Annotated in this window: 23 protein-coding genes; all 23 read left to right on the top strand. The window is 53.9% G+C overall.

Translation table 11 applies throughout. The features are described from left to right. The first annotated feature begins 150 nt into the window (after positions 1-150). The 23 genes from rimP to sleB all read left to right on the top strand — a co-directional run bounded on the left by rimP (position 151) and on the right by sleB (position 25,369). Positions 151-612 carry a ribosome maturation factor RimP gene (gene rimP / locus KI379_RS07720; RefSeq protein WP_076168060.1) on the top strand — a complete coding sequence of 154 codons (462 nt, stop codon included), beginning with the start codon at positions 151-153 and terminating at the stop codon, positions 610-612. A gap of 38 nt (positions 613-650) precedes the next feature. Continuing rightward, on the top strand, positions 651-1,748 hold the full coding sequence (nusA, locus tag KI379_RS07725) for a transcription termination factor NusA (protein ID WP_076168058.1): 1,098 nt from the start codon (positions 651-653) through the stop codon (positions 1,746-1,748). 25 nt (positions 1,749-1,773) lie between these two features. Continuing rightward, positions 1,774-2,082 (top strand): RNase P modulator RnpM, encoded by a 309-nt coding sequence (rnpM, locus tag KI379_RS07730; protein ID WP_076168056.1) that lies wholly within the window; start codon positions 1,774-1,776, stop codon positions 2,080-2,082. Next, complete coding sequence (locus KI379_RS07735) at positions 2,075-2,398, top strand: YlxQ family RNA-binding protein (RefSeq protein WP_076168054.1); 324 nt, start codon at positions 2,075-2,077, stop codon at positions 2,396-2,398. Before rnpM ends, KI379_RS07735 begins: the two co-directional genes overlap by 8 nt. Beyond that, positions 2,391-5,015, top strand: a complete 2,625-nt coding sequence (gene infB / locus KI379_RS07740; protein WP_076168052.1) for a translation initiation factor IF-2 — start codon at positions 2,391-2,393, stop codon at positions 5,013-5,015. The genes KI379_RS07735 and infB overlap by 8 nt, the downstream gene beginning before the upstream one ends. A 14-nt stretch (positions 5,016-5,029) precedes the next feature. After that, positions 5,030-5,383 carry a 30S ribosome-binding factor RbfA gene (gene rbfA, locus KI379_RS07745; protein ID WP_076168050.1) on the top strand — a complete coding sequence of 118 codons (354 nt, stop codon included), beginning with the start codon at positions 5,030-5,032 and terminating at the stop codon, positions 5,381-5,383. 25 nt (positions 5,384-5,408) lie between these two features. Then, positions 5,409-6,386: a DHH family phosphoesterase gene (locus tag KI379_RS07750; protein ID WP_076168048.1), complete on the top strand. Its 978-nt coding sequence runs from the start codon at positions 5,409-5,411 to the stop codon at positions 6,384-6,386. Further along, positions 6,383-7,303: a tRNA pseudouridine(55) synthase TruB gene (gene truB / locus KI379_RS07755; protein ID WP_212983224.1), complete on the top strand. Its 921-nt coding sequence runs from the start codon at positions 6,383-6,385 to the stop codon at positions 7,301-7,303. Before KI379_RS07750 ends, truB begins: the two co-directional genes overlap by 4 nt. After that, positions 7,303-8,283, top strand: coding sequence for a bifunctional riboflavin kinase/FAD synthetase (locus KI379_RS07760; protein WP_373309536.1), 981 nt, complete (start codon positions 7,303-7,305; stop codon positions 8,281-8,283). Before truB ends, KI379_RS07760 begins: the two co-directional genes overlap by 1 nt. Positions 8,284-8,444: 161 nt before the next feature. Then, positions 8,445-8,714: a 30S ribosomal protein S15 gene (gene rpsO / locus KI379_RS07765; RefSeq protein WP_076168040.1), complete on the top strand. Its 270-nt coding sequence runs from the start codon at positions 8,445-8,447 to the stop codon at positions 8,712-8,714. Positions 8,715-8,864: 150 nt separating this feature from the next. Further along, positions 8,865-10,961: a polyribonucleotide nucleotidyltransferase gene (gene pnp, locus KI379_RS07770; RefSeq protein ID WP_212983225.1), complete on the top strand. Its 2,097-nt coding sequence runs from the start codon at positions 8,865-8,867 to the stop codon at positions 10,959-10,961. A 203-nt stretch (positions 10,962-11,164) separates the two neighbouring features. Further along, a complete protein-coding gene (locus tag KI379_RS07775; RefSeq protein WP_212983226.1) occupies positions 11,165-12,154 on the top strand; it encodes a polysaccharide deacetylase family protein in 990 nt (329 codons plus the stop codon). Between the two features lie 190 nt (positions 12,155-12,344). Beyond that, positions 12,345-13,574, top strand: coding sequence for a M16 family metallopeptidase (locus KI379_RS07780; protein WP_373309585.1), 1,230 nt, complete (start codon positions 12,345-12,347; stop codon positions 13,572-13,574). Continuing rightward, positions 13,549-13,995, top strand: coding sequence for a dUTP diphosphatase (dut, locus tag KI379_RS07785; RefSeq protein ID WP_076168030.1), 447 nt, complete (start codon positions 13,549-13,551; stop codon positions 13,993-13,995). The genes KI379_RS07780 and dut overlap by 26 nt, the downstream gene beginning before the upstream one ends. A gap of 250 nt (positions 13,996-14,245) precedes the next feature. Then, positions 14,246-15,145, top strand: coding sequence for a dipicolinate synthase subunit DpsA (gene dpsA / locus KI379_RS07790; RefSeq protein ID WP_076168027.1), 900 nt, complete (start codon positions 14,246-14,248; stop codon positions 15,143-15,145). Further along, complete coding sequence (locus tag KI379_RS07795) at positions 15,142-15,738, top strand: dipicolinate synthase subunit B (protein ID WP_076168024.1); 597 nt, start codon at positions 15,142-15,144, stop codon at positions 15,736-15,738. The genes dpsA and KI379_RS07795 overlap by 4 nt, the downstream gene beginning before the upstream one ends. Before the next feature lie 458 nt (positions 15,739-16,196). After that, positions 16,197-17,414 (top strand): aspartate kinase, encoded by a 1,218-nt coding sequence (gene dapG / locus KI379_RS07800; protein ID WP_076168022.1) that lies wholly within the window; start codon positions 16,197-16,199, stop codon positions 17,412-17,414. Between the two features lie 50 nt (positions 17,415-17,464). Continuing rightward, complete coding sequence (gene dapA, locus KI379_RS07805) at positions 17,465-18,352, top strand: 4-hydroxy-tetrahydrodipicolinate synthase (RefSeq protein WP_212983227.1); 888 nt, start codon at positions 17,465-17,467, stop codon at positions 18,350-18,352. Between the two features lie 304 nt (positions 18,353-18,656). After that, positions 18,657-20,336 carry a ribonuclease J gene (locus KI379_RS07810; protein ID WP_076168017.1) on the top strand — a complete coding sequence of 560 codons (1,680 nt, stop codon included), beginning with the start codon at positions 18,657-18,659 and terminating at the stop codon, positions 20,334-20,336. A 254-nt stretch (positions 20,337-20,590) separates the two neighbouring features. Then, positions 20,591-21,352 (top strand): ClpP family protease, encoded by a 762-nt coding sequence (locus KI379_RS07815; protein WP_076168014.1) that lies wholly within the window; start codon positions 20,591-20,593, stop codon positions 21,350-21,352. Beyond that, complete coding sequence (locus tag KI379_RS07820) at positions 21,349-21,567, top strand: YlzJ-like family protein (protein ID WP_076168012.1); 219 nt, start codon at positions 21,349-21,351, stop codon at positions 21,565-21,567. Before KI379_RS07815 ends, KI379_RS07820 begins: the two co-directional genes overlap by 4 nt. Positions 21,568-21,645: 78 nt before the next feature. Beyond that, the gene (locus KI379_RS07825; RefSeq protein ID WP_373309537.1) at positions 21,646-24,324 is read left to right on the top strand and encodes an FtsK/SpoIIIE family DNA translocase; all 2,679 of its coding nucleotides are present in this window, start codon (positions 21,646-21,648) and stop codon (positions 24,322-24,324) included. Positions 24,325-24,544: 220 nt separating this feature from the next. Further along, positions 24,545-25,369: a spore cortex-lytic enzyme gene (sleB, locus tag KI379_RS07830; protein WP_212983228.1), complete on the top strand. Its 825-nt coding sequence runs from the start codon at positions 24,545-24,547 to the stop codon at positions 25,367-25,369. The last annotated feature ends 27 nt before the right edge of the window (positions 25,370-25,396 follow it).

Genomic DNA, 25,396 nt, shown 5'->3' on the forward strand with positions numbered 1-25,396 from the left:
TTAGTCAAGGCATCATACTTGTCAGTACTGCCAGACTATGTTATAATTTTTTTGGTAATCATGTAGATAAAACCGTTGTTTAAAGAGTGGGGCGACCCACTCTTTACTCTTTGGTATATAGGATATTTGAAGCCTTGGAGGTTATAATCTTTGAGCACACCGAAGATCAAAGGAATTGTGGAACAAATGGTACAGCCCTATTTGGATGAGCATAACTTCGAGCTTGTCGACATCGAATACGTGAAGGAAGGCAGCAACTACTTTCTTCGCGTCTTTGTTGACAAGGAAGGCGGCATCGACATTGATGACTGCGGGATGATCAGCGAGTATCTGAGCGGGAAGCTGGACGAGAACGATCCGATTCCCGAAGCTTATTTTCTGGAAGTTTCCTCCCCTGGCGCCGAACGTCCGCTCAAGAAGAAGGAAGACGTAGCCAAAGCCGTCGGCAAAGATGTTTTTGTAACGGTTTACGAGCAGGTAGAAGGCCAGAAGGAATTTGAAGGCCGGCTTCTTTCGTTCGAGGACGACGTTCTTGTCATTTCTGCGGGCAAGAAGGAATACAGCATCCCGTATGCAAAAGTTGCCAGCGCCAGACTGGCGATTATTTTTTAAATACAAGGCTGCACTTTGAAAGGGGGAATTGATTTCCAATGAGTATGGATTTTATTGAAGCGATGAATGAGTTGGAAAGAGAGAAAGGAATCAGCAAGGACATTTTGTTCGAAGCCATTGAGGCGGCGCTGATCTCCAGCTACAAACGGAATTTTAACACGGCGCAGAACGTTCGCGTCGACATGAACCGGAATACCGGGGTTATCAAAGTGTTTGCCCGCAAGCTGATCGTGGAAGAGGTGCTGGATCCCCGCACCGAAATTTCCCTGCCTGCCGCCCGCGAGATCAATCCGCATTTCCAAATTGACGATATTGCGGAAATCGAGGTCACTCCCCGGGATTTCGGCCGGATTGCCGCCCAGACGGCCAAACAGGTCGTTACGCAGCGGATCCGCGAGGCGGAGCGCGGCCTGATTTATAACGCCTTCGTCGACAAAGAAGAGGATATCGTGACCGGTACGGTCCAGCGCCAGGATCCTCGCAACTTCTACGTGGATCTGGGCAAGGTGGAAGCGGTGCTGCCGCTCAACGAGCTGATGCCGAACGAAAAGTTCAAGCACGGCGACCGGATCAAAGCCTACATCACGAAGGTGGAGAATACGACCAAGGGGCCGCAAATTATGCTGTCCCGGACGCATCCGGGGCTCTTGAAGCGATTGTTCGAGCTGGAGGTACCGGAAATTTTTGACGGTGTCGTGGAAATTCGCTCCGTCGCCCGTGAAGCCGGATTCCGCTCGAAGATCGCGGTGTATTCCCGCAACCCGGAAGTGGATCCTGTCGGCTCCTGCGTCGGGCCGAAGGGCTTGCGTGTGCAGACCATTGTCAATGAGCTGCGCGGTGAAAAAATCGACATCGTCCGTTATTCCGAACAGGTGGAAGAGTATGTGGCCAATGCCCTCAGCCCTTCCAAGGTTCTGGAAGTGATTGTATTTGAAGATGAGAAGATGGCACGTGTCATCGTGCCGGATTATCAATTGTCTCTCGCAATCGGGATCAAAGGGCAAAACGCCCGCCTTGCAGCCAAGCTGACAGGGTGGAAGATCGATATTAAGAGTGAGAGCCAGGCGGAACAGGAATTCGGCAGACCGAAAACATCCTCGGGTGAAATGCACCAAGATTCCGTCTCCGTCGATTAATTCCAAACAGGACGGGGGTCGCGGCATGAAACAAAGAAAAGTCCCGCTGCGCAAATGCGTGGCATGCCAGGAAATGATGCCCAAGAAGGAACTGATCCGTATTGTCAAAACGCCGGAAGATGAAGTGCTGATCGACCTGACTGGCAAGAAGTCGGGCCGGGGGGCTTACCTCTGCGGCAAAGTATCTTGCTTTAAACTGGCACAGAAGAACAAATCACTGGATCGGGCTCTGAAGCATCATGTCAAACCGGAAATTTACGAACAGCTCGCAGATGACTTTGTGCTCGTGGAAGACGAATTTTTGGCCGTAAAGGAACGTTCGGTTGATGAGTAAAACTTTATCCCGCCTGGGTCTTGCCATGCGGGCGGGGAAAGTGGTCACCGGCGACGAAATCGTCCTGAAAGCGATCCGGTCTTCCGAAGCGAAACTGGTCATGCTGGCGGCTGACGCCTCAGCCAATACACAAAAAAAGTTCCGCGACAAATGCGGAACATACAACATTCCTCTGGTGATCGGATTTGACCGGGAAAGCCTGGGCACAAGCATTGGAAAGCCCGAAAGGGTTGTGCTCGCCATTACGGATCAAGGATTCGCAGAAATGATCTCCAAGAGTCTTGGAGATAATTCGGAGGTGGAGTATATTGAGTAAACAGGACAGTAAAGATAAGCTGCGCGTGTACGAATATGCAAAATCACTTAATATGAGCAGTAAGGAAATCATAACCATTTTGAAAAGGCTTGATATTCCCGTTAACAATCATATGAGCGTTATGGAGAATGATGCGGTCTCGAAGGTGGAACAATTTTTCAAGGATATTAAGTCGAATGCGGCCGCCAAGCGGGAAGGCGGAGACCGCCAGACCGTGGCGAGCACTTCCGCGGTCAGAAACGAGGCAGGCACTCAGCGTAACCAGGGCGGCCGGGCAGCCGGATCGGACCCATCACAAAAACAACAGGAAAAGCAGGTAGGTATGAATAATAAATTGAATAACACCACACAAACAGGGTCGCAAAGACCGCAGGGCGGGCAAGATTCCCGCAGAAGTCACTCAGGATCTCAGCAAAGCAGACCGCAAGGTCAATCGAATGGATCGGGCAACCGTCCGCAAGGCGCGGGTGCCGGATCGAATAACCGGAATCAAGGTTCTCAAGGAGGCCGTCCGCAAGGATCCGGCCAGGGCGGCAATCGCCCCCAAGGATCCGGTCAAGGCGGCAATCGCCCTCAAGGGTCGCAGCAGGGTGGCGGCCAGCGCTCGGGCGCAGGACGCCCGCAGCAGCAATCCACCGGAAACCGCGGTCCTCAAGGAAACGCCGGCGGCGACAACAACTTCTCCAGAAGCAACGATAACCGCGGCGGCGGCAATCGCGGTCAGAACCGCGGCAATAACAACGGTTCGAAACGCTTTGACGACAACCGCCAGGGCGGAGGATTTAACCGGAACAATCGCGGCGGTAAGAACAACCGCGGCAGACAACAGTCTCAGCAGCCGCCGCGCGAGAAGATCGACAACACGCCGAAGAAGATTATCGTCCGCGGCAACATGACCGTTGGCGAAACGGCCAAACTGCTCCATAAGGACGCTTCCGAAGTCATTAAGAAGCTGATCCAGATGGGCGTCATGGCAACGATCAACCAGGAACTCGACATCGATACGATTTTGCTGCTTGCCGGCGAATTCGGCGTCGAAGTCGAAGTGAAGATCGTGGTCGAGGACGATCGCTTCGAGACCGTCGAAGAGAACGACGATCCGGCTGATCTGAAGTCGCGTCCGCCGGTTGTCACCATTATGGGTCACGTCGACCATGGTAAAACGACGCTGCTGGATGCCATCCGTTCCACGAACGTAACCGGCGGCGAAGCCGGAGGCATCACCCAGCACATCGGTGCTTATCAGGTAGAGATCAACAATAAGAAGATCACGTTCCTTGATACGCCGGGCCACGAAGCGTTTACGGCCATGCGTGCGCGCGGTGCGCAAATTACCGACATTACGATCATTGTGGTCGCTGCCGACGACGGCGTCATGCCGCAGACGGTGGAAGCTATCAACCACGCGAAGGCAGCCGAGCTGCCGATCATCGTGGCGGTGAACAAAATCGACAAACCGGATGCTAATCCGGATAAAGTGAAGCAGGAGCTGACCGAATACGGTCTCGTTCCGGAAGAGTGGGGCGGAGACACGATTTTCGTCAACGTATCCGCGAAGCAAAGAATGGGGCTTGAGGATCTGCTTGAGATGATCCTTCTGGTCGCCGAAGTGAACGAATACAAAGCGAATCCGGACAAACGCGCCCGCGGTGCGGTGATCGAGGCCGAGCTGGATAAAGGCCGCGGACCGGTAGCCCGCGTGCTGGTACAGCACGGTACGCTGAAAGTCGGGGATGCGTTTGTGGCAGGCAACTGCTTTGGCCGCGTCCGGGCGATGGTCAACGACAAGGGACGCCGTTTGAAGGAGGCCGGACCGTCTACGCCGGTGGAAATCACCGGTCTGACCGAGGTTCCGCTTGCCGGCGATCCGTTCATGGTATTTGAAGACGAGCGCAAGGCCCGTTCGATTGCCGAGAAACGTGCCATCACCCAGCGTCAGTCCGATCTTGGCAGCAACGTCCGCGTCACGCTGGACGATCTGTTCAAGCACATCAAGGACGGCGAGATCAAGGACCTGAACGTCATCATCAAAGGCGACGTGCAGGGTTCGGTCGAAGCGCTGAAAGGCTCGCTCTCCAAGATCGAAGTGGAAGGCGTTCGCGTCAAAATCATCCACAGCGGCGCAGGGGCAATTACCGAGTCCGATATCATTCTGGCAGCGGCGTCCAATGCGATCGTTATCGGCTTTAACGTCCGTCCAGATCCGCAGGCCGGCGCAACCGCCGAGCAGGAGAAAGTGGATATCCGCCTGCATCGCGTCATTTACAACGTCATTGAAGAAATCGAGCAGGCCATGAAGGGCATGCTGGATCCGGAATATAAAGAAGTGGTTATCGGCCACGCGGAAGTGCGCAACCTCTTCAAAATCAGCAAAGTGGGTACGATTGCCGGATGTATGGTTACGTCAGGCAAGATCGCGCGTAACGCCGAAGTCCGCCTGATCCGCGACGGCATCGTCATCCATGAAGGTAAGATCGATACGCTCAAACGTTTCAAGGACGACGCTAAAGAAGTGGCACAGGGTTATGAATGTGGCATTACTTTGGAAAGCTATAATGACGTCAAGGAAGGCGACGTTATTGAAGCGTTCATCATGGAAACGGTGGAGCGCAAGTAGAGAGGTGAACAGGCATGGCTAAAATTCGGGCTGGACGGGTTGGAGAGCAGATCAAGAAAGAGCTGAGCCAGCTGATCCAAAGCGAACTGAAGGACCCGCGCATCGGTTTCGTTACCGTAACCGGTGTGGATGTGACGAACGATTTGTCGCAGGCGAAAGTTTATTTAAGCGTTCTGGGGGATAACGAGCAGAAGAACAACACGCTGAAGGCTCTGGAGAAGGCGAACGGCTTTCTCCGCTCGGAGCTCGGCAAGCGAGTCCGGCTGCGCCATACCCCGGAGCTGATTTTTAAGTTTGACGAATCCATCGCGTATGGCAGTCACATCGAGAAGCTCCTCGGTGAAATCGGAAAAAACGAAGATAACTAAATAAAAGATTTAAAGGAGACGGCCAATGCAGACCTATGAACAATCGCTTGAGCAGGCAAAGGAGTTTTTGCTGACGCATGATGATTATCTTGTAGTGTCTCATATTCAGCCGGACGGAGATGCAGTCAGTTCCACAGTTGCCGTGGGCTGGCTTCTCTCATGTCTGGGCAAAAAATTTACTCTGATCAATGAAGGGCCGATTCCTGAACGGATGAAATTTTTATGCCTGTCAGAGCAGATCGTGAATATGGAGCTTCATCCACCGGAACGTTCATTCAAGCATGTCATTTGTGTGGATTGCGCCGATTTTGGGAGAGTGGGATTGACGCAGCAATGCTTCGCTCCGGATGCCTTGATCTTGAACATCGATCACCACCCGACCAACAACGGTTACGGGAGCGCGACGCTGATTAAGCCGGACGCTGCGGCGACGGCCGAAATTTTGTATGATCTGATCCATGCTTTCGGATTTCAATGGACGAAGGAGATTGCGACCGCGATCTACACCGGGCTGCTGACGGACACCGGCGGTTTCCGTTATTCCAATACGTCCCCTAAAGTGATGGCGGCGGCTTCCGAGCTGCTCGGCTATGGGGTCAACGGGCCGGAGCTGTCGGAGACCCTGCTCGAAGCAATGACCCTGCCCCAGATGAAGGTGCTGGTCAAAGCGTTGAATACACTCGAGATGACGCCGGACGGCAAAATCAGCTGGGTATACGTCACTCCCGAGCATATGGTGGAGGCCGGCGCGGCCAACGATGACCTGGAAGGAATCGTGAACTATCCGCGGAATATTCAGGGCGTCGAGGTCGGCATTTTATTCAAAGTGATCAATGACCAAGCGGTCAAAGTAAGCATGCGTTCTGCAGGCAAAGTTGACGTGGCCGCCCTGGCGCAGACGTTTGGTGGCGGCGGGCATGTCCGCGCAGCGGGGTGCCGGATCGAAGGAACATTGGATACGATTATTCCTCAGGTTATAGAGCGGGTGAGACAATTTTTATGAACAGCTTAGAAGGTGTATTGGCCATCGATAAGCCGGCGGGGATGACTTCGCACGATGTCGTTGCCAAGGCGCGCCGTATATTGAAAATGAAGCGGATTGGGCACACCGGAACCTTGGATCCCGAAGTTACCGGTGTTCTGCCGCTTTGCCTTGGCCGGGCGACCCGGGTGGTGGAGTACATGCAGGAGCTTCCGAAGGAATATGCAGCTACCCTGCGGCTGGGCATTGCCACCGACACCGAGGATTTGACCGGTACGGTCACGGAATCTGTGGATGGGGTCCATGTCACGCCGGAAGATGTGGAGAAGGTGCTCCACTCTTTTGAAGGGACGATTTCCCAGGTGCCCCCCATGTACTCTGCGGTCAAGGTCGGAGGCAAACGGCTCTACGAGCTGGCCCGGGAGGGCAAGACGGTTGAGCGCAAAAGCCGCGAGGTGACGATTCACGAAATTGAAATGACCGGCTCGGCCTGGCAAGGGCCTTATCTGGACATTTCCTTTCGGGTTCTGTGCTCCAAGGGGACGTACATTCGGACGTTATGCGTAGATATCGGGCGGGCTCTGCATCTGCCGTCAACGATGGTGAAGCTGGAGCGCACGATGTCGGCAGGAATTCCCGCTTCGAAGTGCCTCACGCTCGAAGATATCGAGCGCCTGACGGCGACGGGTGAGCTGGACGAGCATTTGATTCCGGTCGACGAAGCGGTCCGGCATCTTCCGGCACATACCGTGGCCGAGGACAAGGCGGCTGCCGCCTTGCAGGGTCAGAGGCTCTCGGGCAGAGCGGTTACGCCGGAGGTCATGCTGCCCGGATGCATACGACTGTATGATCCAAAGGGAACGTTTCTCGGCATTTTCGAAAAACAGGCAGAGACGGGGGCCATCGCTCCGGTCAAGGTATTTCTGCCAGAGTCATAATGATTATCTATGGAATTGCAGGTGAAAGAACAGTGAAGACCGTATATTTATCGTACCCGCTGCCTGCGGAGGTCATCCGGGAGCATACCCAGCCGCAGGTCGCAGCCATCGGACAGTTCGACGGAGTGCACCTTGGTCATGCCAGCGTCATCTCTTCTGCGGTGAATCTGGCAAAGGGCAAGCACATCCCTTCGGCCGTCATGACATTCCATCCGCATCCGAAGGACGTGATGAAGAAAGGGGACTACGAGGGCAGCCTGACGCCCCTGCAGGAGAAGCAGGAGCTGCTGGCCGGCCTGGGGGTCGATATCGTATACGTCGTTGAGTTTAACGATTCCTTTTCCCATGTAAGTCCGCAGGAATTTGTGGAAGGTGTGCTGTTTCCCTTGGGCATCGAGGCGGCCGTGGTCGGTTTCGATTTCCGCTTTGGCCACAAGGGGGAAGGCAATGCTGAGATGCTCCGCCTGCTGGGGGACGGCCGGCTGAACGTCGAAGTCATCCCGCCGTTCGAACTGGAAGGCGGCAAGGTCAGCAGTACGGAAATTCGCAAAGCGCTGCAAAGGGGTGACCTGGAGCGGGCCGGCCGTCTGCTCGGCCGCAGCTACCGGCTGCGCGGAACCGTTGTCGGCGGAGAAAAACGCGGCCGTACCATCGGTTTTCCGACGGCCAACCTGAAACTGGACGATAAGTTTGTCATTCCGGTTAAGGGTGTGTACGCGGTACGAGCCTTTTTGAACGGAAGGATTTTTCCCGGCGTCATGAATGTGGGGGTTAAACCGACGTTTCATGAGAACGAAACGGTGCCAAGCTTTGAGGTTCACTTGTTTGACTTTGACCGGGAAATTTACGGCGAGCATGTCTCGGTGGAACTGGTCCATTTTATCCGGAATGAGCGGAAGTTTCCTTCCGTACCGGAACTCATCGCCCAGATCCAGGCGGACGCGGATCGCGCCAGAGAACTTTTGAAGTCGGGCCGCTAAAGCTTACGCGCTGGCGAACATTTACTTTTGCCGGTGAAGTATGCTATACTGATAAACGTTGCTGGATGCCCATGGGCTGAAAGAAACCTTAGCTTGGATACACGATCTCACCGACGGTTTCTAGGCTAACGGCGATTATTTATGTTAAGGAGGTGAACAGGATGGCATTGACTCAAGAACGCAAACAACAACTGATCGAAGAGCACAAAACTCATGAGTCCGATACAGGATCTCCTGAAGTGCAAATTGCTATCCTTACGGAGAACATCGTTAATTTGACAGACCACCTGCGTACGCACAAGAAGGATCATCATTCCCGTCGCGGTCTTTTGAAAATGGTCGGTCAACGCCGTAAGCTGTTGGCATACTTGAAAAACAAGGATGTTAAACGCTATAGCGCTCTGATTGAAAAACTTGGATTGCGTCGTTAATAATCCATATTGTTCTACGGAAAGCAGCCTGGTTGTTCACCGTTTGTCCTTCTAGGAGTGACAGCGGGGCAACCGGGTTGCTTTTTATGCAGGACTATATGAATTATCCCCATCTGGGGAATACTGATTGAGTAATAAAGGAGGGATTTCATGGAAAGTCGTGTTGAAATGCAGTTGGGCGGCAGAACCTTGGTCATGGAGACCGGACGCCTCGCGAAGCAGGCTAACGCCGCCGTGATGGTCCGCTACGGGGAAACGGCCGTACTTTGTACAGTGACCGCCTCCAGCGAACCGAAGGATCTGGACTTTTTTCCGCTGACTGTAAACTATGAAGAAAGATTGTATGCCGTAGGTAAGATCCCGGGGGGCTTTATCAAACGGGAAGGCAGACCGAGCGAGAAGGCCATTCTGGCCAGCCGTCTGACCGACCGTCCGATTCGTCCGCTGTTTCCGGAAGGCTTCCGTAACGATGTGCAGGTGCTGAACCTTGTCATGAGCGTGGATCAGGACTGCTCGCCGGATATTGCGGCCATGATCGGTACTTCCGCAGCGCTGAGCATTTCGGACGTGCCATTTGACGGACCGATCGGCGGTGTCATCGTAGGACGCGTAGACGGACAATTTATTATTAATCCGGACATCGCGCAGCAGGAGAAAAGTGACATTTACCTGGTCGTCGCAGGCACCAGAGACGCCATCATGATGGTTGAAGCCGAGGCGAACGAGGTTCCTGAGGAAACGATGCTGGAAGCGATTATGTTCGGTCACGAGGAGATCAAAAAGATCGTGTCCGTCATTGACGAACTGACGCAAAAAGCCGGCAAACCGAAAATGGAAGTGAAGCTTCATGCGGTTGACGCTCAGGTTAATGCCGAAGTACGCGAATTCGCTGCACAGCGCCTCGTAGAAGCGGTACGCATTGCCGAGAAGCATGCGCGCCAGGATGCGATCGATGCGATCAACGAAGAAACGGTAACTTTCTTTGAACAAAAATACATAGAGTCGCCTGAGCTCTTGAAAGATGTCAAAGAAGTGCTGCATGATATTGTCAAAGAAGAAGTAAGACGCCTGATCACCCACGATAAAGTCCGTCCTGACGGCCGGGGTCTGGACGAGATCCGTCCGATCGAATGCGATACAGGCATTCTGCCGCGCACGCATGGTACAGGCTTGTTCACTCGTGGTCAAACCCAGGCTCTCAGCGTATGTACGTTGGGTGCGCTCGGTGACGTGCAAATTCTGGACGGCATCGATTTGCAGGAAACCAAACGTTTTATGCACCATTATAACTTCCCTCCGTTCAGCGTAGGCGAAGCCCGTCCGCTTCGTGCACCGGGACGCCGCGAAATCGGCCACGGCGCGCTGGGTGAACGCGCTCTGTCGAAGGTCATTCCATCGGAGACCGAGTTCCCGTACACGATTCGTCTCGTTTCCGAAGTGCTGGAGTCGAACGGTTCCACATCCCAGGCAAGTATTTGCGCAAGCACGCTGGCCATGATGGATGCCGGGGTACCGATCAAGGCGCCGGTTGCCGGTGTAGCGATGGGTCTGATTAAAGATGGAGAGCATGTATCCATTCTGACGGATATTCAGGGGATGGAAGACCATCTGGGCGATATGGACTTCAAAGTGGCCGGTACGGCTGAAGGGGTAACCGCCATTCAGATGGACATCAAAATTGCCGGTATTGACCGCCAGATTTTGAACGACGCTCTGAAGCAGGCCAAAGAAGGCCGGATGTTTATCCTGAGCAAAATGATGGAAGCGATCCAGAAGCCAAGAGAGACTTTGTCTCCTTATGCCCCTAAGATCATCGTTATGAACATCAATCCGGACAAGATCCGCGACGTGATCGGCGCAGGCGGCAAGATCATCAACAAGATCATCGAGGAAACCGGCGTGAAGATCGACATCGAGCAGGATGGACGCGTCTTCATCGCATCGTCCAATGAGGAAATGAACCAGAAAGCCCGCTCTATTATTGAAGGCATCGTCCGTGAAGTCGAAGTCGGCGAAATTTATGTCGGCACCGTCAAACGGGTCGAGAAATTCGGCGCTTTCGTCGAAGTGCTTCCGAATAAAGAGGGACTTGTGCACATTTCCCAGCTCTCGACCGAGCGTGTCGGCAAAGTTGAGGACGTCGTGAATGTCGGAGATACGATCACCGTCAAAGTGACCGAGATCGACCAGCAGGGACGTATCAACCTGTCGCGCAAAGCGGTATTGGTTGCAGAATCCAAGGCTTAAATCAAGCGGAACGGCTTCGTCAAGAAGCCACGCTTGCTACCATATGCAGTCTAAGAGACAGAAAGTACTCACTTCTGGCTCTTTTTTTATGATATCAGAATGTATAAACTCCAGAGCCATTGCTTCCTGCGGCCTCTCATTCATAATCCCGCTCGTCCCTTCATATGATGGGACAAAGTATGTTAAGGGAGATGAGCGGAAAAATGAACGGGAGACGGACAGCCATCGTGCTTGCCTGTTTTGCCACCATCGTCGGGCTCGCGCAGACCGGTGCGGTCGGGGACTATTTTCAGGACGTACGGCACCACCTGACTGCTCAAACCGCGTTTGAGCCCCAGACGGACGAGAAGCAGCTGGATCCGCTGTACAAGCAGATTCAGGAGAAGGCCGAGGCCACGAGGATTCCACCGGTGGATGCGGTCGTGGACCGCGTCTGGAAAGCCATTCCAGGGTACAACGGCCTGGAGATCGACGTAGATGAGACCTATAAGCGGGCTAAGGCCCAGGGAGCCACGGCTCCGATTACATATGTATACCGTCAAATTCCCCCCAAGGTGAACCTGGGCGATTTGGCGGCTGAACCGATTTATAAAGGGAACCCGAAAAAGCCGATGGTTTCCCTGATGATTAACGTCGCGTGGGGGGACGAGTACATCGTTCCGATGCTCGATACGCTGGATGCGGAGAACGTAAAGGCAACCTTCTTTTTTGACGGAAGCTGGTTGAAGAAAAATCCGGAGATGGCCAAGGAGATCCAAAAGCGGGGGCATGAGCTGGAGAACCATGCGTATACGCACCCAAACATGAGCCAACTGAGCCGCGAACGGGCCACGCTCGAAATCAGTAAAACCCAGCAGCTGCTGAAGGATACACTGGGTGTGACGAACAAGTGGTTTGCCCCGCCTTCCGGAGATTTTAATCAGCAGACTGTCCAAATCGCCGCCAGCCTCGGCCTGAAGACGGTGCTGTGGACACTGGACACGGTGGATTGGCGGAAGCCTTCACCGGATTCCATCGTCAACAAGATCTCGGCCAAGGTGGAGCCGGGCACCTTGATTCTTATGCATCCGACCTCCTCCTCCTCCCAGGCGCTGAAGGGCATGATCCGGGTGATCAAGGCGAAAGGCCTTGTACTGGGTACGGTCAGCCAGACGCTGTCCCCCGAGAGAGTCACGGCGCCCAAGGTTGAGTGAGACGTCTTTTTTTGATAGGATAGGGATTGCGCTGGCTGTAGTCAGGAAAGTTACGGCTCGGCCATCATTTGCATGAAGAACGGATTACTAGTTAGAACTGGACAGGGGCAGCCTGGAGGTTCATTGGATTAATTTTAGGAGGGCCTCTCGCGTGAAAAAAATAAACTTAAGCAACGGCCTTAGAGTAGTTATGGAGAAGATTCCGACGATGCGGTCGGTTTCCTTTGGCATTTGGGTAAAGACAGGCTCCCGCCACGAAACCTTGGCCAATAACGGCATTTCCCATTTTATCGAGCACATGCTGTTTAAAGGGACTGAACGGTTTGACGCCAAGGCGATTGCCGAGGAATTCGATGCCATTGGCGGCAATGTGAATGCCTTTACTTCTAAGGAATATACCTGTTTTTATGCCAAGGTGCTGGATGAGCATCTGCCGATCGCCGTAGACGTGCTCGCTGATATGTTCTTCCGTTCCAAGCTGGACGGTGAGGAGCTGGCCAAGGAGAAGAACGTCATTCTGGAAGAGATTTCGATGTACGAAGATACGCCGGACGACATGGTGCACGACCTAATGGCTAAGGCGGTCTACGGGGATCATCCGCTCGCCTATCCGATTCTGGGAACGAAGGAACAGCTGGAAAGCATGGGATCTTCCGACCTTCGCGCCTACATGGATGACCACTATACGATCGAGAACACCGTCATCAGCGTGGCAGGTAACATTGACGATAACATTGTGGAGCTGCTGGAACGCCATTTCGGCGGTTTCCAAACCAGCGGGCGGGTGAGCGAATTGACCGTGCCTTCATTCCAGAGCGGGATCTTGTATCATAAAAAGAAGACGGAGCAGAATCATATCTGCCTGTCCTTCCCGGGATGCTCGATCCACGATCCGCTTCAGTATGCCATGATTCTGCTCAATAACAGCATCGGCGGCGGGATGAGCTCGCGGTTGTTCCAGGAAATCCGGGAAAAGCGGGGACTCGCTTATTCGGTATATTCCTACCACAGCTCCAACGAAGACAGCGGGTTGTTTACGATCTATGCCGGAACCGCGCCGAAGCAAACCAATGAGGTCATGGGCTTAACCAAAGAGGTGCTGGCGGATGTGGCCGTTCATGGGATGAGCGAGGACGAACTCCGGAAAGGCAAGGAGCAGCTGAAGGGCAGCCTGATCCTGAGCCTTGAGGGCACTGGAAGCCGTATGAACCGGCTCGGCAAAAACGAGCTGATGCTGGGCAAGCATTTTTCGCTCGATGACATGATCGAAAAGATCGAAAACGTGACGATGAACGACGTGAACGCGGTGCTGGACCGGATGTTCAGCCAGCCGTTCGCGCTGGCGATGGTCGGATCGACGGACCGCGCTATTGCTGGGTTAAGGAGGGACGATTTTGTCACACTACGTACAAATTCATAAATTGCCGGGTCACGAGGATGTGCGGCTGCCGGAGAAAATGTCCGGCTCCGCCTCCGGCTATGACCTGTACGCCGCCGTTGAAGAAGAAGTCGTCCTCCAGCCGGGGGAGCGCAGGCTCATCCCGACCGGGTTTGCCATCGCCATGCCCGACGGGCTGGAAGCACAAATCCGCCCGAGAAGCGGGCTGGCCCTGAAGCACGGTATCACCTGCCTTAATACGCCGGGAACGATCGACGCCGATTACCGCGGGGAAATCAAGGTGCTGCTGATCAACCTCGGCCAGGAGCCTTTTGCGATCACCCGAAACGAGCGCATCGCCCAAATGGTGTTCATGGAAGTGCCGCAGGTGACGTTTGAGCAGGTGGACGTGCTGTCCGAAACCGTTCGTGGTGAGGGCGGATTCGGACACACCGGCAAATAATTTATAGTTCAATACAGCCTGGAGTTCGTTCCCGAAAGGGTTCGGTCTCCAGGCTTTTTTACATAGAAGGAAATATCGGCTTCAGAGACCCTGCTTCCTATATCGCAAGCGAAATTGCTGTTAAGTGCGGTCCGGCTCCCTGAACACTGCGCCTACAGACGTTTTTTATTTGACGGGCGTCTTTCACCCCTCCTTAGGCAGCGGCATATGATGGATTCATAACAGTGTTTTTGAAAGGAGTGACATCCTTGTGCTGACTGGAGTTCATATTGTGTTCCTAGGCGGGGATGCACGGCAGATCGAGGTGATCCGTAAATGTTCGGAGATGGATGCCACCGTCAGCGTGGTCGGATTCGACAAGCTGAATGAAAGGGTCCTGGGAGTCTCGTGGGAACGCCTCTCTTCTGAACTGCTTTCTGCGGCAGACGTTCTCGTGCTGCCTGTTGTCGGGTGTGATGATACAGGAGCGATCCAGACGCCATATTCTGGAGAATCCTTAAAGCTGCTGGATGAGCATTTGGCCGCTCTTCCGTCGCATTGTACCGTTTATACGGGAATGGCCAAACCCTATCTGCGCAGCCTATGCGCAAGCCACGAGGTACGCCTGTTGGAACTGCTGGACCGGGATGATGTTGCCATTTTTAATTCCATCCCAACGGCGGAAGGCGCACTGGTGATGGCAATCCAGAATACGCCGTTTACGATCCACGGTTCGGATTGTATTGTGCTGGGATTGGGTAGAACCGGGTTTACGATGGCGAAAAGCCTGCAGGGACTCGGGGCGAAGGTGAGGGCCGGCGTCAGGTCGGAAAAGGATTTTGCCAGAGCGGAGGTCATGGGCTGGGAGCCTTTCCTGACAAGGGATTTGGAGGATCATGTGCGAAGTGTCGACTTGATTTTTAACACGATTCCGACTATGATAGTCACAGCGCAAATCCTGTCAAGAATGCCCCAAAGCGCCGTCATTATTGACCTTGCTTCGGCTCCCGGAGGATGTGATTTCCGGTATGCGGAGAAGCGGGGAATTAAGGCCTTGCTGGCTCCCGGATTACCTGGAATCGTAGCTCCCAAAACAGCTGGAATGATTATTGCCAATGCTTTGGTACAGTTGATTTCGGACGAGATCAAGATTCGGGGGGATGGGGAATGAACTTGCAGGGTAAAACGGTAGGTTATGCGATTACGGGTTCACATTGTACGCTTGCTGAAATTATGCCGCAGATTCAACGATTTATGGACGCCGGTGCCAAAGTGGTGCCGATTGTATCCAATTCGGTGCAGGTAACGGACACCCGCTTCGGCACATCCGCGAGCTGGCTGGAACAGCTGAAGAACATCACGGGGAGCGACATCATCACCTCAATTGTGGATGCGGAGCCTCTGGGACCGTCCAAACTGCTCGACGTGCTGGTCATTGCGCCTTGCACGGGCAATACGACAAGCAAGCTGGCCAATGCCATTACGGACAGTCCTGTCTTGATGGCCGCCAAGGCACAAATGCGGAATTTGCGTCCGCTGGTGCTGGCGATTTCCACCAATGACGGATTGGGATTAAACGCAGCGAATATCGCCAAGCTGCTTGTGACCAAGAACATTTATTTTGTTCCGTTCGGTCAGGATAATCCGGTGCAGAAGCCCAATTCGCTGGTTGCGAACATGGAGCTGATCCCCGAAGCATGCGATGCGGCTCTTGAAGGAAGACAACTGCAGCCTATGCTGATTCAACGCATGTTTTCCGCGTAATACAGATCGGCTGCATTCGTTTCGAGTTCCGGCACCCGAAACTGCATTGTCCAGCCCCTAGCAGATGCTGCGGGCGGTAATTTTGCGCCCCATGCCGTAAGACACGGGGCTGTTTGCATCGTTTATTCCGGGCCGCCGTAATCGGATAAATATCAGTGTACAGGACATAAGTTGAATGAACCAAATGGTCGTAGAGACCAAATAGTAAATGTAGGACGACTCGATCGAAGTGATCGCAGCCTGTTTTGCTTATCCCGGTTGGATGCGGCACCGGATCTTGTGAGGATGCCGATTCGGGCGGGAACAGGAAACTAGGCTGCGATTACGAACTGCTGGCCAAAGCGCATGTGTTCATGCTTTGGCTCTGAGGAAGGGTACAGCCGTCACGGCTGTACACGTCACAGGAAATCGACGCAGCTAAACGTTCTGCCGTTCTTATCTAGCATGGGGGAATTGAAATGAGCATCTTAGTACAGAAATTCGGCGGTACATCTTTGTCGACTCCGCAAGCAAGGGAACTCGTCATCAAGCACATCAGACGCGAGCTGGACAACGGTTATCAGCTTGTTGTCGTCGTTTCCGCCATGGGACGCAAGGGGGAGCCGTATGCGACAGACACGCTCCTGGACTGGGTCTCCCAGAACGGGAACGCTCTCCCGTCGCGGGAGCGGGATTTACTGCTGTGCTGCGGTGAAATCATATCGGCTGCCACGCTGTGCAGCCTGCTGGAGGATGAAGGCATCACCTCCACGGTGCTGACCGGGGCTCAGGCCGGATTTGTCACCGATGATCAATACGGCAACGCGCGGATTAAGGACGTCCGTCCGGAGCGGATTGTGAAGGAGCTCGAAACACATCAGGTGGTCGTCGTCACCGGTTTTCAGGGTCAGACCGAAACCGGGGACTTCACCACTTTGGGGCGGGGCGGAAGTGATACTTCGGCAACGGCGCTGGGTGCGGCGCTGCGTGCCGAAATGGTTGACATCTACACGGACGTCAACGGGATTCTGACAGCGGATCCTCGGATCGTCGAAGACGCCAAACCGCTCTCCGTCGTAAGCTACGCTGAAATTTGCAACATGGCCCAATACGGAGCCAAGGTTATCCACCCGAGAGCCGTTGAAATTGCGATGCAGGCGCATGTGCCGGTGCGGGTGCGGTCCACCTTTTCGGAAGATGAAGGAACGCTGGTTACCCAGCCGGAAGGCTTCAGGGACGTTCAGCTGGGCTTCATGGACCGGTATGTGACGGGAATCGCCTACGTGAGCAACGTCACTCAAATCACGGTGGAATGCGAGAACGAAGGAGATAATCTTCAGCTCAGAGTGTTTAAAGCCATGGCTGAAAATTCCATCAGCGTCGATTTTATTAATGTTACCCCGACAGGAGCGGTCTATACCGTTTTTGACCATGATTCGGAGAAAGCGATCCGGGTGCTTCAGGAATTGGGATTCCGGCCTAAGAGCCTTTCCGGCTGCGCCAAGGTTTCCGTCATCGGAGGCGGGATCAACGGAGTGCCGGGAATCATGGCCAAAATCGTCGAATCCCTAAGTGAACAAAATATCCAAATTCTGCAGTCGGCAGATTCGAATACGACCATATGGGTGCTGGTGAAAAAAGAGGATATGGTACAGTCTCTTCGGGCGCTGCACGCCAAATTCGAGCTGCATCGGTAGTCATAAATCTGGAAAACGCACTTTTACGTCCTATTAGGAGGTTGTACAAGATGGATTTCGGTAGGTTGATTACGGCCATGGTGACTCCCTTTGATGAGCAGGGAAATGTGAACTGGACAGAAACCGCCAAGCTGATCGATTACTTAATTGAGGACCAGCGGTCCGAATCACTGGTTGTCTGCGGAACGACCGGTGAGTCCCCGACGCTGACGGAGGAAGAAAAGCTCAAGCTGTTCGAATTTGCGGTAGACCATGCCAAAGGGCGCTGCAAAATTATTGCCGGTACCGGCAGTAACAGCACCGCGCATTCGATCCATCTGACCCAGGAAGCCGAGAAGCTTGGGGTCGATGGCGTTTTGCTCGTTGTGCCTTATTACAACAAGCCGAACCAGGAGGGGTTGTACCGTCATTTCGAAGCCATTGCCCGCAGCACGAAACTGCCGGTTATGCTGTATAACGTCCCTGGACGGACCGTCATAGGCCTGAGCACCGAAACGACGCTTAGACTGGCTGAAATTCCGAACGTGGTCGCCACCAAGGAATGTGCTTCGCTCGAGCAGGTAACCCAGATCGCAGCCGGGGCGCCGGCGCATTTCCGGGTTTATTCCGGTGACGATGCATCGGGTCTGCCGGCTATGGCCGTAGGAGCATACGGTATCGTGAGCGTGGCCGGACATATTATCGGCGCTTCCATGAAGGACATGATTACGGCCTATTTGGAAGGTGAGCAGGTGCAGGCCGCACGGCTTCACCAGAAGCTGTTTCCTGTATTCAAGGGCCTGTTTGAGTCCCCGACTCCGCTGCCGAATCCGGCTGCTGTCAAGTATGCGCTCAATTTGTTGGGTCACTCCGTCGGAGGCGTAAGGCTTCCGCTCATCGGACCGAATGAAAAAGAAGCGGAATTTATCGAACGGTTGGTTCATTCGCTTGCGGAATAATTGAATCCTCTTATAAGCTGACAGAAACAGCGTCCTTACCAGGGCGCTGTTTTTATGTGTTTAGGATGCATGTCTTTGGGTTAAGGCCTAAGCAGGGACGCTGCTTTTGAACGGGCTTTTTGTCAATAGGGATATTTCAAATAAACAGCATGGATTTGGGGAACTCTAATGCCTACTTTCAGGGTGACTTGTGTTTTGACTTTTTTATCATGTATAATGAGGTCAAGTGACTGGGTGCGGTATATTTTTGAAATATAAATATTAAATGGTACGACGTCCAAAACCATAGGAGGGTTAGATTCATTTGTCTAAAAAAAATAATAACGATAAATTGGCGATTTTCGCGTTGGGCGGCGTCGGTGAAATCGGGAAAAACATGTATGTCATCCAATACGGCAATGACATCGTAGTCGTAGATGCCGGATTGAAGTTTCCAGAGGAGGACATGCTCGGGATCGATATCGTCATTCCCGATATTTCCTACCTGACGGAGAATCGTGACAAGGTGAGAGGCATTTTGCTGACGCACGGACACGAGGATCACATCGGTGGATTGCCTTACGTGCTGAAGCATCTGAACGTTCCTGTATACGGAACCAAGCTGACGCTTGGCCTGGTGGAGAACAAGCTGAAAGAAGCCAATCTCCTTGGCGAAACGAAGCGGATTCTGATTCACGAAGATTCCGAAGTGGCGCTCGGCTCCACGCTGAAAGCAACGTTCTTCAGAACCAACCACAGTATTCCGGATTCGGTCGGGATTTGCATCTCAACGCCGGAAGGCAACGTGGTTCATACAGGCGACTTCAAGTTCGATCATACGCCGGTTAACGGACAATATGCGAACTTGCAGCGGATGGCCGCTATTGGAGAAGAAGGCGTATTGGCGCTTCTGTCGGATAGTACCAATGCTGAGAAACCGGGCTTCACGCCATCGGAGAAAAACGTGGGTGTCGTCCTTGAAGATATTTTCCGGAAATCATCCCAGCGCGTAGTTATCGCTACTTTTGCTTCGAATGTTCACCGGATTCAGCAGGTGGTCAATGCGGCGGAATCCACAGGACGGAAAATTACCGTCATCGGACGCAGCATGGTAAACGTCGTTTCCATCGCAGCCGAGCTTGGATACCTTCACGTGCCGGACGGCATGTTGATCGAGCCTGAAGAAGTTAACAAGATGGCCGCTGACCGTGTCGTCGTATTGTGCACAGGCAGCCAAGGAGAGCCAATGTCCGCATTGACGCGGATGGCCCGTTCCACACACCGCAAGGTTGATATTCTGCCGGGTGATACCGTTATCATTGCCGCGACACCGGTACCGGGAAATGAGAAATATGTCGGCCGTACGATCGACGAGCTGTTCCGTCTCGGAGCGGATGTCATCTACAGCGGTTCGAATTCCGGAGTACACGTATCGGGTCACGGCAGTCAGGAAGAATTGAAGCTCATGCTGAATTTAATGAAGCCGAAATTCTTCATCCCGATCCACGGTGAATATCGCATGCAGCGCCGTCACGCACTGCTGGCCGAGTCTGTCGGCGTAGATCCGGACAATATCTTTATTACGGATATCGGCGAGATCGTCGAAATCCAGAACGGATCTGCCCGTAAAGCCGGTAAAGTAACAGCTGGCAACGTGCTGATTGACGGATTGGGCGTTGGAGACGTTGGCAACATCGTCCTCCGCGACCGTAAACTGCTGTCACAGGACGGAATTCTGGTTGTAGTCGTTACGCTGAGCAAACAAGACGGCACGATCATGTCCGGACCGGACATTATCTCCAGAGGATTCGTATATGTTCGCGAATCGGAAGGGCTGTTGGATGAAGCGAACCGCATTGTTTCCAGTACACTGCAGAAATTGATGAGTGAAAATGTTAATGAATGGGCTTCCTTGAAGACAGGCGTGAAGGATGCACTGGGCCGGTTCCTCTATGAGCAGACCCGCCGCAGACCGATGATTCTGCCGATCATCATGGAAGTGTAATCAATTGAATAAACCAGCGTCTTGAACAGCACACAGTCGCCCCCTTTCCGCAGGCAATATTGGACGGTTTCCTGCGGAAGGGGGCTTTTTGTCGTTTAATGACGATATAATAGGAGATTCTGAAAGGAACTGGAACCTGAAGAGACGGCCGGGCATAGGCTCTGTGAATAGGGTTATTTTTTCGGTATAATTCATGTCTTTCCTCCACCATACTACAATGACAGGAAATTATATGGTTAGGAAAGGACGAGGACATGATGACACAAAATACACGCCGTGCGCCGATGAGCGAAACGGAGGCGCCGGAACAAGCCCCTGCTGTAAACCCGGAACCGACGGCATTGGATACGCTGAAGCAGCTGGGACAAATGAACGTGCCGCAGGGAACCGAGTCGAACATTTTTTGCCTGACGATCATCGGGCAAATCGAAGGGCATCTGGTCCTTCCGCCGCAGAACAAAACGACGAAATACGAGCACATTATTCCCCAGCTGGTTGCTGCGGAGCAAAGCAAACAGGTGGACGGAATTATGATTATTCTCAATACAGTAGGCGGTGATGTGGAGGCTGGACTGGCCATCGCCGAAATGATCACGTCCCTTACCAAGCCTACCGTCACCGTCGTCGTCGGGGGCGGGCACAGCATCGGTGTGCCGATCGCGGTAGCTTCGACGTACTCGCTTATCGCCGAGAGCGCCACCATGACCATTCACCCGATCCGCCTGAACGGACTTGTGATCGGTGTGCCGCAGACGTTCGAATATATGGAGAAAATGCAGGAGCGCGTCGTCCGCTTCGTCACCTCCCATTCGCGGATTACGGAGGAGCGGTTTAAGGAATTAATGTTCCGCACCGGCGAGCTGAACCGGGATATCGGTACGGCGGTGGGCGGACTGGATGCCGTCAAATACGGCCTGATGGACGAAGTAGGAGGCATAGGCCAGGCTCTGGCCAAGCTGAACAAGCTGATCGATGAGCGTAAACAACCGATTGAGGCGGAGGGGATTACTCAATGACGCTTCATACCATTATGCCGCTTGATGCTGTGTGGGAGGAGGGCTTTACCCCTGTCCAAACGGCGGAGGTAAGGCTGCAGGGCGTCCTGATGGAAGTCAAACCGCTTGATGCGGGCCGGGCCGAAATCGTCCGGCTGCTCGACTGCCCGCTTGAATCGTACCTCAACCCGGCGTTTGCCCCAGGACAGGTAATACGCTACATTCCGACACTGTAAAATGGACTTTTAGCAGCAGAAACAGAACATAGGTGCCCCACGGTATTATATGGTATAATATTGGCCGGGGGTGACATTTTGGCTAAGCGAAGAAAGAAGAAGAAGGCAGTACTGACCAATGTGCTGAAATACGAAATATACGGAATTATACTGATCACCCTTTCCGTTATCGCCTTATCCGGTGAAGCGACGGTAGGGTGGTCATTATCCAAAATGTTCGGACTGCTGTTAGGGCGGTTTTATTTTGTGATCCCCCTGGTGGGAATCTACTTGGGCCTCAGCGTCATGATTCAGCGAAAATGGCCGAAACGGTGGAATACGCGGAGAAGCGGAATTCTGCTGTTGATCCTGGCCTTGGTACTTATGAGCAGCATTTCTTCATTGGAAAAGAAACTGGGTCCGGTTGGCGCATTGAGCACCGGGAACATATTATCCCAGGTACATACGGACTTGCAGGGAGCACTGCTGTCGCCATCGGCCCGCGGCGATCACTCCATGCTGAATAAGGACATCAGTGGAGGCTACATCGGCGCCATCGAGTTTGCGGCGCTGTATTGGCTGTTTGGGACCTTGGGCTCGAAGCTGATGATGATCGTTATGTTTATTATCAGCTTTATGCTGATTACGAATCTGTCGTATGTCGATCTGATGCGAATCTTCCGCAGCAGGCTGGTGAAGGCCGGCGAGAATGTCCAGAAGCGGATGGACAACCGCCGCCAGTCGGCCAAGGTCGCTTCCAAACGGGCGGCTTCGTCCAGGCAGAAGAAACCGCAGCCGCTCCCGGCTGACGACGATGAGGATGAATTGGACGAGGACTTCGTGCCACCGAAGCCGAAGCGGAGCGCCCCGGTGTTCTTCCAGCTGTTCGGCAGCAGGTTTGCCAAGAACGAAGCACAGCCTCCGCTTGCTGATGATGAGCTGGACGGCAGCGATATTCTTGAACCGGTCAGGGACAGCCGTTCCGCTGCAGGCGAGCGGTTCAGCGAGGCGGTGGAGCCGGAGGAGAACGATGCATTCGACCTGCATGAGGAGCCGCTGTGGGCGGAACCGAAGCGGAACGAATCTTCGCCGATCATCCGCGACTTTTTCGAGCATGTGAAATCCGAAGGCAACGTCGATCCGGAGGAATTGGACGAAGCATACGCCGGAGCTGCCGGGGCCGCTTTTCCGCCTGAAGGCATCAGCGCGGAATTCCATGAGGATACCGCTGGGACGCCGGACGGCGGGGCGCCGGTAACCGCCGCGGATCTCCAAGGAGAATCCGCGGGAAGTCCGGCTGAGCCTGCAGAGGCGCTGGAGCTTGCGATGACCCCGCCTGCGCCTCCGCCGAAGCCGTACAAGCTCCCGCCCTTCAGGCTGCTCTCCAAGCCCCAGAATGGCGGCAAGGCAGGCGATCAGAACGATTATAAGCAAACCGCCCGCAAGCTGGAGGCGACGATGGAGAGCTTCGGCGTACGGGCGAAAGTGCTTGAGGTCGTTCGCGGGCCAGCGGTGACGCGGTACGAAATCCAGCCGGATATCGGCGTGAAGGTCAGCCGGATTGTCGGACTGACGGACGATATCGCGCTGGCTTTGGCCGCGAAAGATATCCGGATGGAGGCGCCGATCCCGGGCAAATCGGCCATCGGCATCGAGGTGCCGAACAATGAGGTTTCGCTCGTGACGATGCGCGAGGTTATGGAAACGCCGGTCTTTCAAGACGCCTCGTCGAAGCTGTCGATCGCTTTCGGCCGGGACATTTCGGGACAGACGATCGTCGGCAATCTGGCAAAAATGCCCCATTTGCTCGTCGCCGGTGCCACCGGTTCCGGTAAATCGGTCTGCATTAACGGCATCATTACGAGCATCCTGTATAAGGCGAAGCCGGATGAAGTGAAATTTCTGATGGTCGATCCGAAGATGGTCGAGCTGAACGTGTATAACGGCATTCCGCATTTGATGGCGCCTGTCGTGACCGATCCGAAGCGTGCTTCCCTGGCGCTGAAGAAGATCGTGGTCGAGATGGAAAAGCGCTATGAGCTGTTTTCCAAATCCGGCACGCGCAATATTGAAGGCTATAACAACCTGATGAAGGACAATCCGGCAGCGGTGCTGCCCTATATCGTGGTCATCGTCGACGAGCTGGCCGACCTGATGATGGTCGCCGCGCATGACGTCGAGGAAGCGATCACCCGCCTCGCCCAAATGGCGCGGGCCGCGGGCATTCACCTGATCATCGCCACCCAGCGGCCGTCCGTCGACGTCATTACGGGTGTCATTAAGGCGAATATCCCGTCGCGGATCGCTTTCGGGGTATCGTCCCAAGTCGACTCCCGTACGATTCTCGACATGGCGGGCGCCGAGAAGCTGCTGGGCCGCGGGGATATGCTCTTCATGCCGATGGGAGCGTCCAAGCCGATCCGCGTGCAGGGGGCGTTTATGACCGATCAGGAAGTCGAGATCATCGTTAACTATGTCCGCGACCAAGGGGAAGCCAAATACGATGAAAGTCTCGTTCCCGAAGTGGAGGAAACGTCGCAGGATGCCGACGACCAGCTGGACGAGCTGTACGATCAGGCTGTTCAGATCGTGCTGGAATCCAAACAGGCATCCGTGTCGCTGCTGCAGCGCCGGATGCGGGTGGGGTATACCCGTGCGGCCCGCTTGATCGATTCGATGGAAGCGCGGGGGATTATCGGGCCTTACGAGGGAAGTAAACCGCGTGAGGTGCTCGTCTCCCTGGAGCAGTATCAGCAGCAGAACCGCATCAGCTCATAGTCCGGTAATTATTGCCGGATGTGCTATATCTTCCTTGGAGGCCACTCATGATCGTTCATGAGGGGCCTTTTTGGCGGTGATTTACATGGGAATACGCTTGAAAGCTTCTATCGGCGGTACACATTCTTTCTCTTGGGCAGGGTGTATAGGAAATGGGGCCTGTTGTCATAATAACCGTAGCCATCCTGTCAAACCCACAAGAGAAAGGTAGAGCTAACCCATGAAAAACGCAAAATTATGGATCATCATCGGTTTGGTGTTTCTATTGTCTGCGGCGGTCTATGCAGGTGTAAGACCCCATACGGATTCCAAAGCTTCGTCCAAAGCGGCGGTGGAGCCTGCGGAACAAACCATACCTACATTCGGATCAACGGTTTTGAAGTATGGATCCTCAGGCCAGGATGTGTATGAACTGCAGGGGCGCCTGAAATTTTTGGGCTTTTATAACGGAAAGATTGACGGACAATACGGATGGAGCACGTTGAAATCCGTCAAATGGTTCCAGTCCGAATTCGGGATGAAGGTGGACGGAACGGTCGGAGCCAAAACCAAGCTGAAGCTGTACAATGCCACCAAAAATTGGCAGCCATCCGCATCCGAGTCCGGAAACGCCGCCGGCAAACAACCGAGCACAAGCGGCAATCAGAAAAACACAAGCGAACCGATGGCCTCGGCCAACACGATGGGCCTGTCTGAAAACGATCTGAAAATTATGGCTAATGCGGTGTACGGCGAATCCCGCGGTGAACCGTTTGAAGGACAGGTTGCCGTGGCAGCGGTCATTCTGAACCGTGTCAAATCGCCAAGCTTTCCGAATACGCCCCATGGCGTTATATTTCAGCCGGGCGCATTCACGGCGGTAGCCGACGGACAAATTTATCTCACGCCGAACGAAACGGCCCGCAAAGCGGTGCAGCAGGCGTTAAACGGCTGGGATCCGACCGGCGGATGCCTGTACTACTTTAACCCGAAAACAGCCACTTCGAAGTGGATCTGGTCCCGGCCTCAAGTCTTGACGATCGGGCAGCATATTTTCTGCATGTAAAAGGATTGAACGTAAGTTTGGCACCGT

Origin of the sequence: Paenibacillus cineris (assembly GCF_018333335.1) — a bacterium.
Lineage (GTDB): Bacteria > Bacillota > Bacilli > Paenibacillales > Paenibacillaceae > Paenibacillus_AQ > Paenibacillus_AQ favisporus.

Bases quoted from the DNA above. Each gene is read 5' to 3' on its own strand.
- nusA (WP_076168058.1), top strand. From the start codon at position 651: ATGAGTATGGATTTTATTGAAGCGATGAATGAGTTGGAAAGAGAGAAA.
- rnpM (WP_076168056.1), top strand. From the start codon at position 1,774: ATGAAACAAAGAAAAGTCCCGCTGCGCAAATGCGTGGCATGCCAGGAA.
- KI379_RS07735 (WP_076168054.1), top strand. From the start codon at position 2,075: ATGAGTAAAACTTTATCCCGCCTGGGTCTTGCCATGCGGGCGGGGAAA.
- rbfA (WP_076168050.1), top strand. From the start codon at position 5,030: ATGGCTAAAATTCGGGCTGGACGGGTTGGAGAGCAGATCAAGAAAGAG.
- KI379_RS07750 (WP_076168048.1), top strand. From the start codon at position 5,409: ATGCAGACCTATGAACAATCGCTTGAGCAGGCAAAGGAGTTTTTGCTG.
- truB (WP_212983224.1), top strand. From the start codon at position 6,383: ATGAACAGCTTAGAAGGTGTATTGGCCATCGATAAGCCGGCGGGGATG.
- KI379_RS07760 (WP_373309536.1), top strand. From the start codon at position 7,303: ATGATTATCTATGGAATTGCAGGTGAAAGAACAGTGAAGACCGTATAT.
- rpsO (WP_076168040.1), top strand. From the start codon at position 8,445: ATGGCATTGACTCAAGAACGCAAACAACAACTGATCGAAGAGCACAAA.
- pnp (WP_212983225.1), top strand. From the start codon at position 8,865: ATGGAAAGTCGTGTTGAAATGCAGTTGGGCGGCAGAACCTTGGTCATG.
- KI379_RS07775 (WP_212983226.1), top strand. From the start codon at position 11,165: ATGAACGGGAGACGGACAGCCATCGTGCTTGCCTGTTTTGCCACCATC.
- KI379_RS07780 (WP_373309585.1), top strand. From the start codon at position 12,345: ATGGAGAAGATTCCGACGATGCGGTCGGTTTCCTTTGGCATTTGGGTA.
- KI379_RS07795 (WP_076168024.1), top strand. From the start codon at position 15,142: ATGAACTTGCAGGGTAAAACGGTAGGTTATGCGATTACGGGTTCACAT.
- dapG (WP_076168022.1), top strand. From the start codon at position 16,197: ATGAGCATCTTAGTACAGAAATTCGGCGGTACATCTTTGTCGACTCCG.
- dapA (WP_212983227.1), top strand. From the start codon at position 17,465: ATGGATTTCGGTAGGTTGATTACGGCCATGGTGACTCCCTTTGATGAG.
- KI379_RS07815 (WP_076168014.1), top strand. From the start codon at position 20,591: ATGATGACACAAAATACACGCCGTGCGCCGATGAGCGAAACGGAGGCG.
- KI379_RS07820 (WP_076168012.1), top strand. From the start codon at position 21,349: ATGACGCTTCATACCATTATGCCGCTTGATGCTGTGTGGGAGGAGGGC.
- sleB (WP_212983228.1), top strand. From the start codon at position 24,545: ATGAAAAACGCAAAATTATGGATCATCATCGGTTTGGTGTTTCTATTG.